At 56.6% G+C, this 17,226-nt stretch carries 12 protein-coding genes; 5 read left to right on the top strand and 7 right to left on the bottom strand.

Annotation, left to right across the window (positions count from 1 at the left end; genetic code table 11):
• Window positions 1–27: 27 nt before the first annotated feature.
• Window positions 28–1,245 carry a 5-aminolevulinate synthase gene (gene hemA / locus HWX89_RS03560; RefSeq protein ID WP_138795326.1) on the bottom strand — a complete coding sequence of 406 codons (1,218 nt, stop codon included), beginning with the start codon at window positions 1,243–1,245 and terminating at the stop codon, window positions 28–30.
• A gap of 374 nt (window positions 1,246–1,619) precedes the next feature.
• On the opposite strand from hemA, the gene HWX89_RS03555 reads away from it, so the two are divergent.
• The 5 genes from HWX89_RS03555 (at window position 1,620) to HWX89_RS03535 (ending at window position 10,925) form a co-directional block, all read left to right on the top strand.
• Complete coding sequence (locus HWX89_RS03555; protein ID WP_004443753.1) at window positions 1,620–1,871, top strand: YMGG-like glycine zipper-containing protein; 252 nt, start codon at window positions 1,620–1,622, stop codon at window positions 1,869–1,871.
• 174 nt (window positions 1,872–2,045) lie between these two features.
• A complete protein-coding gene (locus HWX89_RS03550; protein WP_138795325.1) occupies window positions 2,046–3,971 on the top strand; it encodes an autotransporter assembly complex protein TamA in 1,926 nt (641 codons plus the stop codon).
• A gap of 45 nt (window positions 3,972–4,016) precedes the next feature.
• Complete coding sequence (locus tag HWX89_RS03545) at window positions 4,017–8,171, top strand: translocation/assembly module TamB domain-containing protein (RefSeq protein WP_138795324.1); 4,155 nt, start codon at window positions 4,017–4,019, stop codon at window positions 8,169–8,171.
• A 167-nt stretch (window positions 8,172–8,338) separates the two neighbouring features.
• Entirely contained in the window at window positions 8,339–8,815 is a 477-nt protein-coding gene (locus HWX89_RS03540; protein WP_003504949.1) for a chemotaxis protein CheW, read from the top strand.
• 334 nt (window positions 8,816–9,149) lie between these two features.
• Window positions 9,150–10,925: a methyl-accepting chemotaxis protein gene (locus HWX89_RS03535; RefSeq protein WP_138795323.1), complete on the top strand. Its 1,776-nt coding sequence runs from the start codon at window positions 9,150–9,152 to the stop codon at window positions 10,923–10,925.
• Between the two features lie 12 nt (window positions 10,926–10,937).
• Here the strand turns inward: HWX89_RS03535 and fdhD are convergent, their stop codons facing one another.
• The 6 genes from fdhD to HWX89_RS03505 form a co-directional block, all read right to left on the bottom strand.
• A complete protein-coding gene (gene fdhD / locus HWX89_RS03530) occupies window positions 10,938–11,750 on the bottom strand; it encodes a formate dehydrogenase accessory sulfurtransferase FdhD (protein ID WP_138795322.1) in 813 nt (270 codons plus the stop codon).
• A 232-nt stretch (window positions 11,751–11,982) separates the two neighbouring features.
• Window positions 11,983–12,393, bottom strand: coding sequence for a F0F1 ATP synthase subunit epsilon (locus tag HWX89_RS03525; RefSeq protein WP_138795321.1), 411 nt, complete (start codon window positions 12,391–12,393; stop codon window positions 11,983–11,985).
• Between the two features lie 125 nt (window positions 12,394–12,518).
• Window positions 12,519–13,970, bottom strand: a complete 1,452-nt coding sequence (atpD, locus tag HWX89_RS03520) for a F0F1 ATP synthase subunit beta (RefSeq protein WP_138795320.1) — start codon at window positions 13,968–13,970, stop codon at window positions 12,519–12,521.
• Between the two features lie 23 nt (window positions 13,971–13,993).
• The gene (locus HWX89_RS03515; RefSeq protein WP_138795319.1) at window positions 13,994–14,872 is read right to left on the bottom strand and encodes a F0F1 ATP synthase subunit gamma; all 879 of its coding nucleotides are present in this window, start codon (window positions 14,870–14,872) and stop codon (window positions 13,994–13,996) included.
• Window positions 14,873–14,900: 28 nt separating this feature from the next.
• Entirely contained in the window at window positions 14,901–16,430 is a 1,530-nt protein-coding gene (gene atpA / locus HWX89_RS03510; RefSeq protein WP_138795318.1) for a F0F1 ATP synthase subunit alpha, read from the bottom strand.
• Complete coding sequence (locus HWX89_RS03505) at window positions 16,430–16,996, bottom strand: F0F1 ATP synthase subunit delta (RefSeq protein WP_178340610.1); 567 nt, start codon at window positions 16,994–16,996, stop codon at window positions 16,430–16,432. Before HWX89_RS03505 ends, atpA begins: the two co-directional genes overlap by 1 nt.
• Window positions 16,997–17,226 lie beyond the last annotated feature (230 nt).

The following is a 17,226-nucleotide window of genomic DNA, read 5'->3' as shown; positions in this document are numbered from 1 at the left end:
ATTTTCGTCTTTTCTCTTTATCGCGTCTCAGGCCACGGCACGCGCCAGCGCACAGTGCGACCAAAGCTGATGCAGCGCGCCGACAAGATGCTCGATATCGGCATCGCTGTGCAGCGGCGTCGGCGTGATACGCAGGCGCTCGGTCTTGCGCGGTACGGTCGGATAGTTGATCGGCTGAACGTAAACGCCGTGGCTGTCGAGCAGAATGTCCGAAATCCATTTGCACTTTGCCGCATCCCCGACCATCACCGGTACGATGTGGCTGGGATTGTCCATGTGCGGGATACCGCGTGCGTCGAGAAGTCCACGCAGCTTGCGAACCCTCTCCTGATGGCGGGCACGTTCGAACGGGCTTGCCTTCAGATGCTGTATCGAGGCGACCGCACCGGCTGCGAGCGACGGCGGCAACGCCGTTGTAAAAATGAAACCCGACGCGAAAGAACGGATGAAATCACACACTGCGGCAGAGCCGGCAATATAGCCGCCCATGACCCCGAATGCCTTTCCGAGCGTACCCTCGATGATCGTCAGACGATCCATAATGCCTTCGCGTTCCGCAATGCCGCCACCGCGCGGACCATACATGCCAACCGCATGGACTTCGTCCAGATAGGTCATTGCGCCATACCGGTCGGCGAGGTCACAAATCTCTTTGATCGGCGCAATATCGCCATCCATCGAATAGACGGACTCAAAAGCAATCAGCTTCGGCGCAGCAGGATCGGCAGCCTTGAGCTTTGCCTCAAGGTCTTCGAGGTCGTTATGCTTCCAGATCACACGCTCGCAACGGCCATAACGAATGCCTTCGATCATCGAGGCATGATTCAGCGCATCGGAAAAGATGATGAGGCCAGGAATTTTTTGACCGAGAGTTCCGAGTGTGGCCCAGTTGGAGACGTAACCTGAAGTAAAGATTAGCGCCGATTCCTTGCCGTGCAGATCGGCCAGTTCGCGCTCGAGAAGAACATGGTAGTGGTTGGTGCCAGAAATATTCCGGGTGCCTCCCGCACCCGCGCCACAGTGGTCGATCGCCGCTTTCATCGCTTCGACAACTTTGGGGTGCTGACCCATACCGAGGTAGTCGTTGGAGCACCAGACGGTCACATCCTGACGTTCGCCATTGGCGTTATAACGTGTCGCACGGGGAAAATTACCCTGATGACGCTCGATATCCGCGAAAACACGATAGCGGCCTTCAGAGTGCAAACTTTGCAGTTCCGCCGTGAAAAATGCCTCGAAATCCATTCCATGCTCCAGAATTGATCGCTGTGTTCTCTGCCTCGTGACCGAAACCGTCAACCCCGTTCAGCAAGTTTAGCCACGCCTGCGTCAATTCGCCGTTGTTTTGAACCATTCCAATAAAGCTCTTATACGGCCAGATGGGAAGTGCAAACTTGATCCACATCAAAAAAGCGCGAGATTTGGAACCTTTGGCGACAAAGCCCGTTCTATCGAACGCAATCAATTTACGCGTAAAGGAAAGCCGGTACAGACAAGGCTTCCCTAAAGCGAATCGAATTGATAGTTATTTGTGGCGGTCGGAAATTGCAGTCGCCGCAGAGATAAATATGGGACGCCTACCGAGCCACAGAGCTCATTGTAACGTTGGAGAGAGTTTCATGAAAAAGGCAATCATATTTGCGCTGGTCGGCCTGTCGCTTGCAAGCTGCACCCAGACCGAAAAGGGAGCTTCGATCGGCGCCGTTTCCGGTGCGGTCATCGGTGGCGCTGTAACGGGTAACGTCCGTGGCGCAGCAGTCGGTGCAGCGATCGGTGGCGTAGGTGGCGCCCTTATCGGTAACGCTTCTGAACCAGGTTATTGCTACTATCGCGACCAGTACGGTCAGCGTTACACGGCTCGTTGCCGCTAATTACAAGACGCAATAGCGTTGCACAGAAGCCCCGGTTCTCCGGGGCTTTTTGTTTTTAAGGCGGTAAATTGGAGTCCGAGAGTCCTCAAAGCGGTTCATTTATGATTAAATTGCAACGTTAACGGAGAGGAAACGGGTTGGAGCGAAAATAAATGCTCAACCATAAAGCAGCTTATGCGAAAAACACGAACTGCCCCGAAGACAAGTATTGCGTATCGGAAAGTCGGCACCGCTTTAGCGGTTGCTGTCGCGCTAGCTGCGTACCCAGTCCTCATCCGTGATGCCTACGCCTTCAAACTGTTCGGGATTCGGCTGTGGGGATCGGATGAGCCGGAAGTCGAAGTCACCAATCCCGTCAGCTATTCCGTCACCTTGAACGCGCCGGATGCGGACAAAAGCCTCCGCAGCAGCCTTGAGAACAGCTCTCTCCTTCTTGCAGACAAGGACAAGCCTGCTTCGGGCGATCTCGGCTTGCTGATCAAGGCCCGCGATGATCGCGACCGTCTGATCGCAGCACTTTACGAAAACGCCCGTTACGGTGGCATCGTGAACGTCACGGTTGCCGGCACGAATGTCGATGCGCTGCCGCCAAATCCTGTCTTCGATCATTCTGCACCGGTTCCTGTGGTCATCACTGTTACACCCGGCCCGGTGTTCACACTCGGCGCTGTGAGACTCGAGGGTGACGTGACCGGGCGCAATCTTGAGGATTACGGCCTGACGACCGGCGGCGATGCCGGTTCGCTCGCAATCATTCGCGCTGGCAACAAGCTGATCGATGATCTCAAGGCTGAAGGTCGCCCACTGGCGAAACTGACGAAACGCGAAGCGGTCGCAAACCACGCAACGAACACGGTCGACATTACCATGGGAGCCGAAGGCGGGCCGATCGCACCGCTCGGTGAGGTTGCCGTAAAAGGTGAAAAAACGGTTGATGGCGACTTCATTCGCCGCTATTCGCGCCTCAATGGCGGCGAACCCTATTCACCTGAGAAGCTGCGCAAGGCCTCGGACCGACTGCGGCAGCTCGGCGTGTTTTCCAGCCTGACAATCAAGGAAGCGGGAACCCTTGCACGCGACGGGTCCATCCCGTTGACCATCGAGGTCTCGGAAGGCAAGCACCGCTATTTCGGCGTTGGTGCGCAATACTCCACCACTGAAGGTATTGGCCTGCAGGGTTATTGGGGACATCGAAACCTATTCGGCAAGGCGGAATCGCTTCGTATCGAAGGCGCTGTTTCGCGCCTGGGTGAAGCCTCCAGCGTCGAAGGCATGGACTATTCGGCCGGCATTACCTTCACCAAGCCGGGCATGTTCAATCCCCGTACCACCTTCAAGACCAGTCTGATCGCCAAGACCGAGCATCCGGATACATATGAGGCGCGGTCCATTACCGGTGCGGCCGGTTTCAGTTACGAACTGAACGATACGGATACGGCATCCGCCGGCCTCGAGGTGCAATGGACGGATACCGAAGATGCCTTTGGTAAAAACCAGTACCTGACGACATCCATCCCCCTTGAATTCGTCCGGGATACCCGTGACGACAAGCTCAATCCGACAGAGGGCTTCCGCGCCTCGATTGCTGCCAAACCAAGCTATGAGGCGCTGAACGGCACGTTCTTCTCGTCCTTCGAAGGATCTCTGACAGGTTACAAGGGATTTGGCGCCGAAGACCGCCTGGTCATGGCTGGAAAACTTTCCGGCGGCGTTCTGGTAGGCGGCAGCGAGCTGCAGGATATTCCCACCACCCGTCGCTTCTACGCAGGCGGTGGCGGATCGGTTCGCGGTTACAGCTATCAGGAGATATCGCCCTACAATGATGCAGGCGATGCAACGGGCGGCAGATCCTACATCGTCAGTTCGGTGGAAGCTCGTATCAAGCTGACCGAGACGATCGGCATCGTGCCATTCATCGATGCGGGCGTCGTCTCTCCTGATATGGCGCCGGATTTCTCTGATATTCGCGCAGGTGCCGGTATCGGCCTGCGTTATGCGACCCCCTTTGGACCTCTGCGTCTCGACGTCGCCATGCCGCTTAAGAAATATGAAGACGGCAACAGTTTCGGTATTTACGCCGGCATTGGCCAGTCTTTTTAGGCATCGCGGTCGAACGACCTTAAAACTGAGTGTAGATTACCTTTTATGACGATGTTGATTCGATTGTTGAAGTGGCTGGGATACATCGTTTTATGCGGTGTAGTATTGCTATTGCTTGCCGTTCTGTTCGTCGGCTTTACACCGATCGGCGCGAGAATTGCTGCAGACCAGGTTTCTTCACTCGTTTCGTCACCGGACCAAACGATTGAAATCTCGCCGCCACGCGGCCTGCTGACCGGACGTCTGCGGCTGGACAACGTCACCCTTTCCGACCGTCAAGGTGCTTACGCGCGCGTTGATGACATTGCCGTAGACTGGTCGCCGCTGTCCTTGTTTGCCGGCACATTTCATGCTGACATGGTTTCGGCGCGCTCGATCGAGGTGGATCGCAAACCGCTTCCGGCGGCGGAGAAGGAAGAAACAAGCTCCAGCGGTTTCTCACTGCCAATCGAAATCGGCGTCGATAATTTCAATTTCCCGGATATCAGCCTTGCAGAACCATTGCTTGGGCGCGCTTTCGACCTTCGCGCCGAAGGCAGCCTGAAAGCCGCAACTGATGACATCAGGCTTTCTCTCGCAGCAAACCGACAAGATCTGCAGGATGCCGAAGTCAACGCCGATATCGCCTTCCTGCCGAACGAGAATGTTCTCAAACTCAAGGCAGAACTGAGGGAGCCCCAGGGTGGCCTGCTGGCAACGCTGCTATCGCTTCCAGATGCACCTGCGGTGTCAATCGATCTCAATGGCGAAGGTCCGCTTTCCGACTGGACCGGCACACTGAACGGCAATGTCGCTGGCAATCGCGTTCTTAATCTTTCCGGCCACCACGTACTGGCCGCGGATGGTGCGCGCCGCATCGAAATCACCGGTGGCGGACAGCCCGACTTGCTGCTCCCCCCTGATTTCCGTCAGCTCTTTGCAGGCGAAACAAAGCTCGACGTAACGACAACAATCTTCCCGCAGGGCCGGATAGAGGTTGGCAACAGCACACTGGAAACAGGTGCCCTGCTTTTGACGGCATCGGGCAACATTGACCCTAATGGTCAGAACGATCTCAACGCCAATCTCATCGGCATGGCTGGACCGGTCGATTTTCGCTGGCCGATTGAAAATGGCGAACTCCAGGCTCTGATTGACGGGATTGATCTTTCCTTGCGTGGCAATGCCGACGCAGCAAGCCTCAACGCATCCGCTTCGATACGCAGCCTGTCTCTGCCACAGGGAAAGCTGGATGCTGTCAAGCTGACGGCAACCAGCAATGACCTCAATCTCACGGATCGCAGTGGTACCGTCGAAACCGTGCTCACCGTCGCTCAATCGTCGTTCACAAGCCCGGACATTGATCGGGTCGTGCGGGCGCCCGTGACAATCAAGGCACCTTTGACGATCAGCGAAACGGCAATCGGTTTCGATGGCGCGACATTGGAAAGCGCCAGCGTCGGTGGGACGATCAATGGAGCATTCGATCTTTCCGGCAAAAGGCTGTCGTCGGCGGTTCAACTTTTTGCACTGCCGGCAACGCTTCCTGAAGCGCTAGCCTCCAAATTCGACACCACCATTGCGCTGAAGGGCGATATTGACCTTGTCATCGGCGGAAGCACGAGCGTTCGCAATCTCGACCTGAAATCCGGCATTCTGGAAGCGGCTGGCGATGTCAGTCTGGAAAATGGCTCGATCCGAGCAAACCTCACCGGACGGTTGCCGCAACTTCAGAAGCTGACACCACAAGCGACAGGAACAGCCGACTTCACGATCGATGCCAGCGGCGCGTTGTCTGCACCCGACTTCAATATCGGCATCAGTTCGGAGAGTGCTGTTCTCGCTGGGCGTAAACTTGAAGCACTGAAACTTAACGCGAGCGGCAAGGCAGACGCTTCAGCCCCCCAGGCAAAGCTGACGGCAAGTGGCAGTCTCGATAAACAGGCGATCAATGTCGATGCAAACGTCGTGCAGACGGAAACGGGAACGGCGATACCGGAACTGAATGTCGCGGTCGGGAAGAACATTCTGAAGGGGCAATTACAGTTTTCGCCTCAGTTTCTTCCAGAAGGCAACCTGTCGTTTGATTTCCCGGACCTTTCCCTGCTTGCGGCTCTCGCCGCGCAACAAGCCGCTGGTGACGTTGCCGGCACCATCGTTATCAGCAACGACGATGGAAAGATCGCCGCAACGATCAAGGCCAATGGCGGGACGATCAGACAGGGCACGACCACGATTTCCAAGCTCGCTGCCGATGTAACCATCGATGATCTGCAGGCGCTGGCAATCAATGGGACGGTGAAGGCAGACAGCATCAATGCCGGTGCAGCCGCTATCTCCGGGCTGACCGCAACCGTCGCTCACACGGGAACGAGCACCGAATTCAATCTCAACGGTCGCTATGACAATGCCCCCATTGTCGCGAAAGGTAGCGCCGAAACCGGCGGCTCTCCGATGACGGTCCGGATCGATGAGTTCTCTGCAGCGCCAAAGGGTATTCCGGTTCGTCTCGAAAAGCCGACCAGCATCGCCATCCAGCAAGGCACGGCGCGAATTTCAGACCTTGCAATCGTCACCGGTCAGGGGCGCATTGAAGTCAACGGAACCGCAGGCTCCGCTCTCGATCTGAATGTTGATATCCGCGCGCTGCCTGCCAGCCTAGCCAATGCGTTTGCCGCCGGGCTGGATGCCGCTGGTAATATTTCCGGCACGGTTACGGCCAAGGGCGCCGCATCCGATCCGGCAGTGACATATGACTTAAACTGGGCGGATGCCGCGGTATCCCAGACCAGGGCAGCGGGTCTTGCACCGCTTGGTATCAAGGCCAACGGCCGTTTTGCCGGTGGTAACCTGCAGATCGACACCAATGTGATCGGCCAGGGCGGCATGGCACTTTCCGGTGGCGGTTCGCTCGGCATCTCCGGCAACCGACCGATTTCCATGGCCTTCTCCGGCAATTTGCCGTTTGCTGCCCTTGCCGCACAGACTGCAGCACAGGGTCTCGATGTCAGTGGAACGGCCGCAATCGACGTGAAGATCAGCGGAAGCGCGACATCACCCGTTATAACCGGTTCCGTCACGACCGATGGCACCCGTGTGATCGACGTGCGCCGGAACCTGACGTTGAACGATGTCGGCGCCACTATCACCTTCGACCGCGATCGCGCCGTCATTTCGCGCCTGACTGGCAAACTGGCCGGCGGCGGTACGATTTCAGGCGCCGGTTCGGTTGGCATAACGGGAGGCTTCCCTGCCGATCTGACAATCACGCTCAACCGCGCCGGTTATAATGATGGGACATTGGTCACAACCGTTGTCAGCGGCACAGTGACGCTCAAGGGGCCATTGCTCAGCGGCCTGGTTCTTGGCGGCAATCTCACTCTGGACAGAAGTGCGATCACCATTCCCGAACGGCTTCCGGCATCACTGACCGAAATCGATGTGAAGCACAAGAACGCTCCCCCTCAGGTCCGTGCCCAAAACAAGGCACTTGGTGCAGACCAGGGCGGCAGTGGCAGTTCCTCAACCATCAACCTCGACCTGCAAGTCAACGCGCCGAGTGGTATTTTTGTCCGTGGCCGCGGTATCGACGCAGAACTGACCGGCAATCTGACCATTCGTGGAACGGCTGCGGTGCCGGTTATTTCCGGCGGTTTCGAAATGCGCCGTGGACGACTGGAAATTCTGACCCGCCGCCTGGACTTCAATACCGGCAACATCACGTTTGGCGGCGGTCTGGTGCCTGTCCTGGATATGGAAGCGCAATCGTCCGTTGGATCGACAACGGTGACGGTCGCTGTGACGGGCAACGCCAATGATCCGGCATTCGTTTTCTCGTCCTCACCGGTTCTGCCGCAGGATGAAGTGATGGCGCAGTTGATCTTCGGACAATCCATGTCGAAACTGTCTGCCTTGCAGATTGCCCGACTGGCGGATGCCGCAGGACAATTGGCCGGTGGTCGCTCCACGTCCCTCTTCGACAAGCTGCGAAGCAATCTCGGCGTGGACGATCTCGACATCTCGACGGACTCGGAGGGACAGGCCCGCGTTTCGGCCGGCAAATACCTCAACGAACGAACCTATCTCGAGCTGCAGCAGAGCGGCGATTCCGGCGCCAAGGCGATCATCAACCTTGACGTTGGCAAGGGCGTCAAGCTGCGTGGTGAAGCCGGTGGCGACGGTGAAGGGGCGGCCGGCATATTCTACGAGAAGGAGTATTGAGACCCTTCGCATTTAGGTTTGCGAAACGATCTTGTGTTACGATCTCCCTTATGAAGCCGGAAGTCTCCTCCCGGCCGTTCAGGCACCAGGCAGAACGCCAAACTCCGCATATGCAAGTGTCGGTGCACTTGCTCTGGCCTCCTCAGCGAAAATTGGGAAGAATTCTGATGGCAATGATTAACTCCACCAACTTTGGCGGCGAGACGCTGGAAATCATCGCATTCCGCCTGCACGATCAGGAATTTTGCGTCAAGACAACGACGATCCGCGAAATTCGTGGCTGGGCGCCGTCGACCCCGATCCCACACGCTCCTAAAGACGTTATCGGCGTCATGAACCTGCGCGGTTCCGTTATCCCGATCATTGATCTCGCACACAAGCTGGGCATGAAAAGCACCGTCGCAAACGAGCGTAGCGCCATTGTTGTCGCAGAAGTGCACAACATGGTCATCGGCATGCTCGTTGACCGCGTTTCCGACATACTGACCATTCCTGCCAACCAGGTTCAGCCGGTTCCGGAGATTTCCGCCTCGTTTGACAAGTCCTATTCCGAGGGCATAATCGCTAACGAGCATGGCATGATCTGCTTCCTCAACCTGGCAAAAATGTTCAAGGGAACGGAAGCGGAAGACCTCGCGGCCTGATCCGAAACAAAGTCATATCAAAGCAGTTTTCAAAGCAAGCGTAGCTCGGTGACCGATCTTGATATCTGAGAAGAACAGAGCCTGCGTTTCCTGAACAATAAAGCCACCGGCGGCCCCGCTCGGTGGCTTTTATTTTTATTTCCCTCAAATCAAATAAGAACATTTTAATATTATTTATTTCTAATATTGAAGAGCCAAACGAAGTCACACAAAACGATACGAACAACGTTACTTCATTTGCTCGAGACGAAGAGGGAATTCATCTTTTTCAACACTCTACAGCGGTCCGCAGAGCGACAGACTGTACCGTGTGGCCAAATCTGGGGGACGTCCAATGCTGGGGCTTGGGAAAAGTGCAGACAACAAAAACGTTCTTGATGCAATATCGAAATCGCAGGCTGTCATCGAGTTTGACCTCAAAGGCAATATTCTGACGGCAAACCGCAATTTTTGTCAGGCGCTCGGTTACGAGCTTTCGGAAATCGTCGGCAAGCATCACCGCATCTTCTGCGACAAGGAGCTGGCCGCGTCTCATGAATATCAGGAATTCTGGGCTTCGCTCGCACGGGGCGAGTTCCAGGCGAATGACTACCGCCGCATCACCAAAAACGGCTCGGTAATCTGGATCGAGGCATCTTACAACCCGGTCTTTCGCTCTGGCAAACCGTACAAGGTCGTGAAGATCGCGACAGACATTACCGCAAAGAAAATCAAAGCCGTTGAGGATGCCGGAAAGCTTGAAGCGCTTTCGCGCTCGCAGGCAACGATCGAATTTTTCCCCGACGGCACCATCATCACGGCAAACCCGAACTTCTGCAACGCGGTCAATTATGATCTGAAGGAGATACAGGGCAAGCACCACCGCATGTTCTGCGATCCGGCCTATGCTGCCTCCCCTGCCTATGCCGACTTCTGGCAGCGTCTGGCAGCAGGAGAATTCATCTCCGACGAGTTCGTGCGATACGGAAAAAATGGCAAGGAAATCTGGATTCAGGCCGCTTACAATCCCGTTCTGGATGACGCCGGAAAAGTCGCGAAGGTGGTCAAGTTTGCGACTGACGTAACGCCGCGTATGAGCGCAATCACTGTACTTGCAGGCGCGCTCCGAGATCTCGCCGACGGCGACCTGTTGCAAAGGCTTGAACAGACATTCGTGCCGAGCATGGAGCAGTTGCGAAAAGACTTTAACGAAGTCGTGGCCAAGCTGCAGACGACGATGCAGACGGTTGCCCACAACGCCTCGACCATCGCATCCGGTTCAAGCGAGATACGGATGGCCGCCGACCAGCTCGCGCAACGAACCGAACAGCAAGCCGCATCTTTGGAAGAGACAGCTGCTGCTCTCGAGGAAATCACAACGACAGTGGCGGACGCCAGCCGACGCGCTGGCGACGCAGGAAAGCTTGTCTCGGACACCCGAGACAATGCCGACAGCTCCGGCAAGATCGTTCAGCAAGCCATTTCGGCGATGGATGAAATCTCTCGCTCATCGGGTGAAATTACCAACATCATTGGCGTCATCGATGACATTGCCTTCCAGACCAATCTTCTTGCGTTAAATGCAGGTGTTGAGGCGGCGCGCGCAGGTGAGGCCGGCAAGGGCTTCGCCGTCGTGGCGCAAGAGGTGCGTGAACTTGCCCAGCGCTCGGCCCTCGCAGCCAAGGAGATCAAGTCGCTGATCAACAAGTCACGCGAGCAGGTCGCAAATGGCGTGGATTTGGTGGGAAAAACGGGCAGCGCCCTGCGAGACATCCTCTCACAAATGACGGAGATCGACACCAATGTCGCCGCGATCGTCGAAGCTTCGAGAGAACAGGCCAACGGTCTCGCCGAAATCAACCAGGCGGTAAACGTCATGGATCAGGCGACACAGAAAAATGCTGCGATGGTGGAAGAAACCACGGCAGCAAGCCACGGACTTGCCAAGGAAGCTGCCGATCTGCACCAGCTCCTCGCCCAGTTCAGGATCGCACAGGAACAGCAAATCCGCGTCATGCAGTCGGCAGACATCAGGAAAGTGCCGGCTCCAGTTGCCAGGCTTGCCCCTCAGCCGAGATTTGCAGCGACCGGCACATATGCCAATGTCGCCGCCGATTGGACCGAGTTCTGAAAGCGGCGCGACTTAAGCGGATAGAATGAGCCTGTCGGCGCGGGTGAAGATTTCAAAGTCTTCACCGCGAACGATAGCCACCAGCGTCATACCAGCCGTCTCAGCCGTTTCGATGGCCAGCGCCGTCGGAGCAGAAATTGCCACCAACATCGAGCTGCCGAAGATCGCCGCCTTCTGAACCATTTCGACGGACAGACGACTGGTAACAACGACAATGCCTGTAGCCCCAGAATAGCCGGCATTGATCGCAGCGCCGACCAGCTTATCCAAGGCATTGTGACGCCCGACATCCTCTCGAACAGCAACCAGTCCCCTGCCCGGCACATAGAAGCCCGCACCGTGAACCGCGCGGGTCTGTTGATGCAAGGGCTGCCCATCATTCAACGCCTTGATCGCTTCGACCAGTTCACGACCTGGCAGCTTGAGGCCCACAGCGCCGACATCGGGAATGGGCCGAACCGCCTGTTCGATGGATTCAATGCCGCAGAGACCACAACCTACCGGGCCGGCCATATGTCGACGTCTTGCCCTGAGAACATCGGCCTTCTCGTCCTGAAGTCCGACCTGCACATCGAAACCCTGGCCGGCATCAACGACCTCAATGGTGTCGATCTCGTCGCGTCGCGATATGATTCCTTCCGCCAGGCTAAATCCGACAGCAAAGTCCTCAAGATCGGCAGGGCTCGCCATCATCACCGCATGGGTTGAACCGCCATAGGAAAAAGCCACAGCCCTTTCCTCCGGTACCGATCGATGACCGATATCGACAGATCCGCCTTTGGATGCGGTTCTTAGAACACGTCGATAACTCGCTTCCGCAGACATTCTATGGGCTCATTTCTCTCTGAGACGGGACGGACGCTCGCCCGGAACTTCAGTTCGCGGCAAAGCCACCATGCGCTTGGCTACAGACAAACGACATTGCTGCGACGATAACGCGCGTCAGGCGCCTGTTCGACCATACTTAGGTATCAGAAGCAAAAAAGCGGCCACAAGGACCGCTTTTTTGTTTGAAATTTTTTGTGGGCAGTCATTCCTTGGAACCCGCCCGGTTCTTTCAAGCCGCGACAAGAACCTCATGCAGGTTCGTCAGCTCGTAGAGATGCTTTTCAAGCTTCGTCAGATGATCGTGGTGATGATTGCCTTCATCGATCTCGGCTTTCGCAGCGTCGATGCGCTTCTGCAGCGTGTCAGGCGAAATATCGTCTGCGGAAACAGCCGATTCCGCCAGAAGCGTGCAGCCCGTAGGCAGGATGTCGGCGAAGCCACCAAATACGACGTATTTGTGCTTCTCACCGGAGGCAAACGTTACGCTCACGATACCCGGCTTGATCGTGGTCATCGTCGGTGCGTGGTTGGCCATCACGGTCATCTCGCCGAGAGTAGCCGGAATGACGACTTCCGTAACCGTCTCGGAAACGAGCAGACGTTCCGGGGAAACCAGTTCAAACTTGAAACTGTCAGCCATGGCTATTCACTTCTTTTCAATTACGCGGACGGTCAAATGTCATTATATGCAAATCACGCGACCCATATGTTTCGCATAAAGCATACGGAGGCGCACGGAAGAACCGCGCGCCTCGTATTTCAGTATCAGGCAGCTTCAGCCAGCTTCTTGGCCTTTTCGATGGCTTCTTCCATCGAACCAACCATGTAGAAGGCAGCTTCCGGCAGGTGGTCGTACTCGCCGTTGACGAGACCCTTGAAGCCCTTGATGGTGTCTTCGAGAGCAACCAGCTTGCCCGGAGAACCGGTGAAGACTTCAGCGACGAAGAACGGTTGCGACAGGAAGCGCTCGATCTTACGGGCGCGAGCAACGGTCAGCTTGTCTTCTTCCGACAGTTCGTCCATGCCGAGGATGGCGATGATGTCCTGAAGCGACTTGTAGCGCTGCAGAGTCGACTGAACCTTACGGGCAACTTCGTAGTGCTCTTCACCAACGATCATTGGGTCAAGCATGCGCGAGGTGGAGTCGAGCGGGTCAACAGCCGGGTAGATACCCTTTTCTGCGATCGAACGCGACAGAACGGTCGTTGCGTCCAGGTGGGCGAACGATGTTGCCGGTGCCGGGTCGGTCAAGTCGTCGGCCGGAACGTAAATGGCCTGAACCGAGGTAATCGAGCCCTTGGTCGTCGTCGTGATGCGTTCCTGCATCTGGCCCATGTCGGTTGCCAACGTCGGCTGATAACCAACAGCGGAAGGAATACGGCCGAGAAGAGCCGACACTTCCGAACCAGCCTGCGTGAAGCGGAAGATGTTGTCCACGAAGAACAGAACGTCCTGGCCCTTGTCGCGGAAATCTTCAGCGATCGTCAGACCGGTCAGAGCAACACGAGCACGCGCACCCGGCGGTTCGTTCATCTGGCCGTAAACCAGCGCAGCCTTGGAACCTTCGCCACCGCCGTGCTTGTTAACGCCGGATTCGATCATTTCGTGGTAAAGGTCGTTACCTTCACGCGTACGCTCACCAACACCGGCGAATACCGAGTAACCGCCGTGCGCCTTAGCGACGTTGTTGATGAGTTCCATGATGAGAACGGTCTTGCCAACGCCGGCGCCGCCGAACAGGCCGATCTTACCGCCCTTTGCGTAAGGAGCGAGAAGGTCAACGACCTTGATGCCGGTTACGAGAATCTGGCCTTCCGTGGACTGCTCAACATAAGCAGGAGCTTCCTGGTGGATGGCGCGCAGGTTCGTCGTGTCGAGCGGACCAGCTTCGTCAACAGGCTCGCCGATGACGTTCATGATGCGGCCGAGCGTCTGGTCACCAACAGGAACCGAGATCGGAGCGCCGGTGTTCGTTACGGACTGGCCGCGAACGAGACCTTCGGTGGAGTCCATAGCAATGGTGCGAACAACGTTCTCACCGAGGTGCTGTGCGACTTCGAGAACCAGGCGGTTGCCGTTGTTGTCCAGCTCGAGCGCGTTCAGGATCGGAGGCAGTTCGCCTTCGAACGCCACGTCGACAACAGCGCCGATAACCTGGGTAACCTTGCCCGCGCCGTTGACCGCTGCGGTTTTCTTGGGGGTAGCTGCCTTAGCCATTATCCTTACCCTCTTTCCTTACCTCAGAGCGCTTCCGCGCCCGAAATGATTTCAATGAGTTCCTTGGTGATCTGAGCCTGGCGCTGACGGTTATAGGAAAGCGTCAGCTTGTTGATCATCTCACCGGCATTGCGCGTTGCATTGTCCATCGCGCTCATCTTGGCGCCCATTTCACCGGCAACGTTTTCGAGCAGAGCACGGAAAACCTGAACCGAGATGTTGCGCGGAATAAGATCTTCGAGAATGGAAGCCGCATCCGGCTCGTATTCGTAGACCGCATTCGCCGCCGCCTGGTCTTCTTCAACAACCGGCGTTGCTGCCGGGATGAGCTGAAGGCCGGTCGGAACCTGGCTGATAACGGACTTGAACTCCGAATAGATCAGCGTGCAGACGTCAAACTCACCTGCGTTGAACAGGGAGATGACCTTCTTGGCGATCTGATCGGCGTTCTCGAAACCGACTCTCTTCACATCGCGCAACTCAATGCGCTCGATGATGTTCGATGCAAATTCGCGACGAAGGCTGTCGTAGCCCTTCTTGCCGACCGTGACGATCTTGACCGTCTTGCCTTCGGAAACCAGCTTGCGAGCGTGATCGCGAGCAAAACGGGAAATCTGCGAGTTGAAACCACCGCAAAGGCCACGTTCAGCCGTGCAGACGACGAGCAGATGCACGTCGTCCTTGCCGGTACCGGTCATCAGCGCCGGAGCAACGTCTGCCTCAACCGCCTGGGCGATGTTGGCAAGCACGGCGCTCATGCGCTGAGAATAAGGCCGGGCGGCCTCCGCAGCTTCCTGGGCGCGCCGAAGCTTCGCCGCGGCGACCATTTTCATCGCCTTGGTAATCTTCTGCGTCGCCTTTACGGAGGCAATGCGGTTTTTCAGATCCTTTAGTGAAGGCATCCGTTATCCGTCCCAGTCAAGAGCTCAATTACGAGAAAGACTTCGCGAAGTTGTCCAGAGCGCCCTTGAGCTTGCCCTTGGTGTCGTCGCTGATAGCCTTTTCCGTGCGGATGGTGTCGAGGATCGCCTTGCCTTCAGAACGGAGGTAGGAGAGCAGACCCTGCTCGAACTTGCCGATCTGAGCGACCGGGATCTTGTCGAGATAACCGTTCACACCAGCGAAAATCACCGCAACCTGTTCTTCCGTCTTGAGCGGAGAGAACTGTGGCTGCTTGAGAAGTTCCGTCAGGCGTGCACCGCGGTTGAGGAGGCGCTGCGTGGAAGCGTCGAGGTCCGAACCGAACTGCGCGAACGCTGCCATTTCACGATACTGGGCGAGTTCACCCTTGATCGAGCCGGCAACCTGCTTCATGGCCTTGATCTGAGCGGCAGAACCAACGCGCGAAACCGACAGACCGACGTTAACAGCCGGACGAATGCCCTGATAGAACAGGTCGGTTTCAAGGAAGATCTGGCCGTCGGTGATCGAGATCACGTTGGTCGGAATGAACGCCGAAACGTCGTTACCCTGGGTTTCGATAACCGGCAGAGCCGTCAGCGAACCTGCACCCTTTTCGTCGGAGAGCTTTGCAGCGCGCTCGAGAAGGCGGGAGTGAAGATAGAAAACGTCGCCTGGATAAGCTTCGCGGCCCGGAGGACGACGCAGAAGAAGCGACATCTGGCGGTAAGCGACAGCCTGCTTGGAAAGGTCGTCGTAACCGATCAGGGCGTGCTGACCGTTGTCACGGAAGTATTCGCCCATGGTGCAGCCAGCGAACGGAGCAAGATACTGCATCGGAGCAGGATCGGAAGCCGTTGCGGCAACGATGATCGAGTACTGCAGAGCGCCACGCTCTTCCAGAACCTTCACGAACTGAGCGACGGTCGAACGCTTCTGACCGATAGCAACGTACACGCAGTACAGCTTGTCGCCATCAGGACCGTTGTCGTGAATGGCCTTCTGGTTCAGGATCGTGTCGAGAATGATCGCGGTCTTGCCGGTCTGACGGTCGCCGATGACGAGCTCGCGCTGGCCACGACCAACAGGGATCAGGGCGTCGATAGCCTTGAGACCGGTCGACATAGGCTCATGAACCGACTTACGCGGGATAATGCCAGGCGCCTTGACGTCAACGCGAGCACGACGGGTCGCATTGATCGGGCCCTTGCCGTCGATCGGGTTGCCAAGCGCGTCAACAACGCGACCGAGCAGCTCCGGACCAACTGGAACGTCAACGATAGCGCCGGTGCGCTTTACGGTGTCGCCTTCCTTGATGTCACGGTCGGAACCGAAGATAACCACACCAACGTTGTCGCTCTCGAGGTTGAGCGCCATGCCGCGGATACCGCCAGGGAACTCGACCATTTCACCGGCCTGAACATTGTCGAGGCCGTAAACGCGAGCAATACCGTCACCAACGGACAGCACCTGACCGACTTCGGAGACTTCCGCCTCGTTGCCGAAATTTTTGATTTGATCTTTCAGAATTGCGGAAATTTCCGCGGCGCGGATATCCATCAGCCAACCTCTTTCAGTGCAAGCTTAAGGGTGGAAAGTTTGGTGCGAAGAGACGTATCAATCTGACGCGAACCGACCTTGACGATCAGGCCACCAAGGATCGACGGATCGACAGTGACGGAGACCGCCACATCCTTGCCGGTTACGCTCTTCAGCGCCGCTTTCAGTTCAGTTTCCTGCGCTTCATCGAGCGCATGGGCCGAAGTCACTTCGGCGGTGATTTCGCCGCGATGAGCGGCAGCAATGGCGCGGTAAGACCGGATCATGCCCGGAACAGCGAACAGGCGGCGGTTGTTCGCAACAACCTTGAGGAAATTGACCGCAAGACCGGCAATGCCAGCCTTTTCGCAGATCGCCGAAATCGCCTTGAGCTGATCCTCGGCAGAAAATACCGGGCTCGCAACCAGACGCTTCAAATCGTCACTTCCGTCGAGAAGCGCGCCGAACTTGTCGAGATCGGACCCGACCGCATCAACCGCACCCGCTTCCAAAGCAAGCTCGAAAAGCGACGACGCATACCTTTCCGCTACACCGGATGTTCCATGGGAGGTATCTGCCACGGGCACTTTTTCCCTGCTAATCGTCCAAGATCATCAACGAAGGGGTTCCTCCGCATCAAATTCTTGAAATCGTTTCAATTTCCCCGAAAAAGACTGGAATTCCCCCCTGTCTTTTCCCAATTTCGCGGTCCGTCTAGCATAGGATGCCGGGACTCGCAACACGCGTAATAACGGAAAGCGCGGTTTGAACAAGGGGGAAAGCGCTTAAATTTTCGGATTTCGGCGCGGATGCGCGT

Source organism: Rhizobium sp. RM (assembly GCF_013390595.1).
Lineage (GTDB): Bacteria > Pseudomonadota > Alphaproteobacteria > Rhizobiales > Rhizobiaceae > Agrobacterium.
The sequence above is the reverse complement of the archived record's forward strand: the minus strand, read 5'-3'. Positions and strand labels throughout refer to the sequence as shown.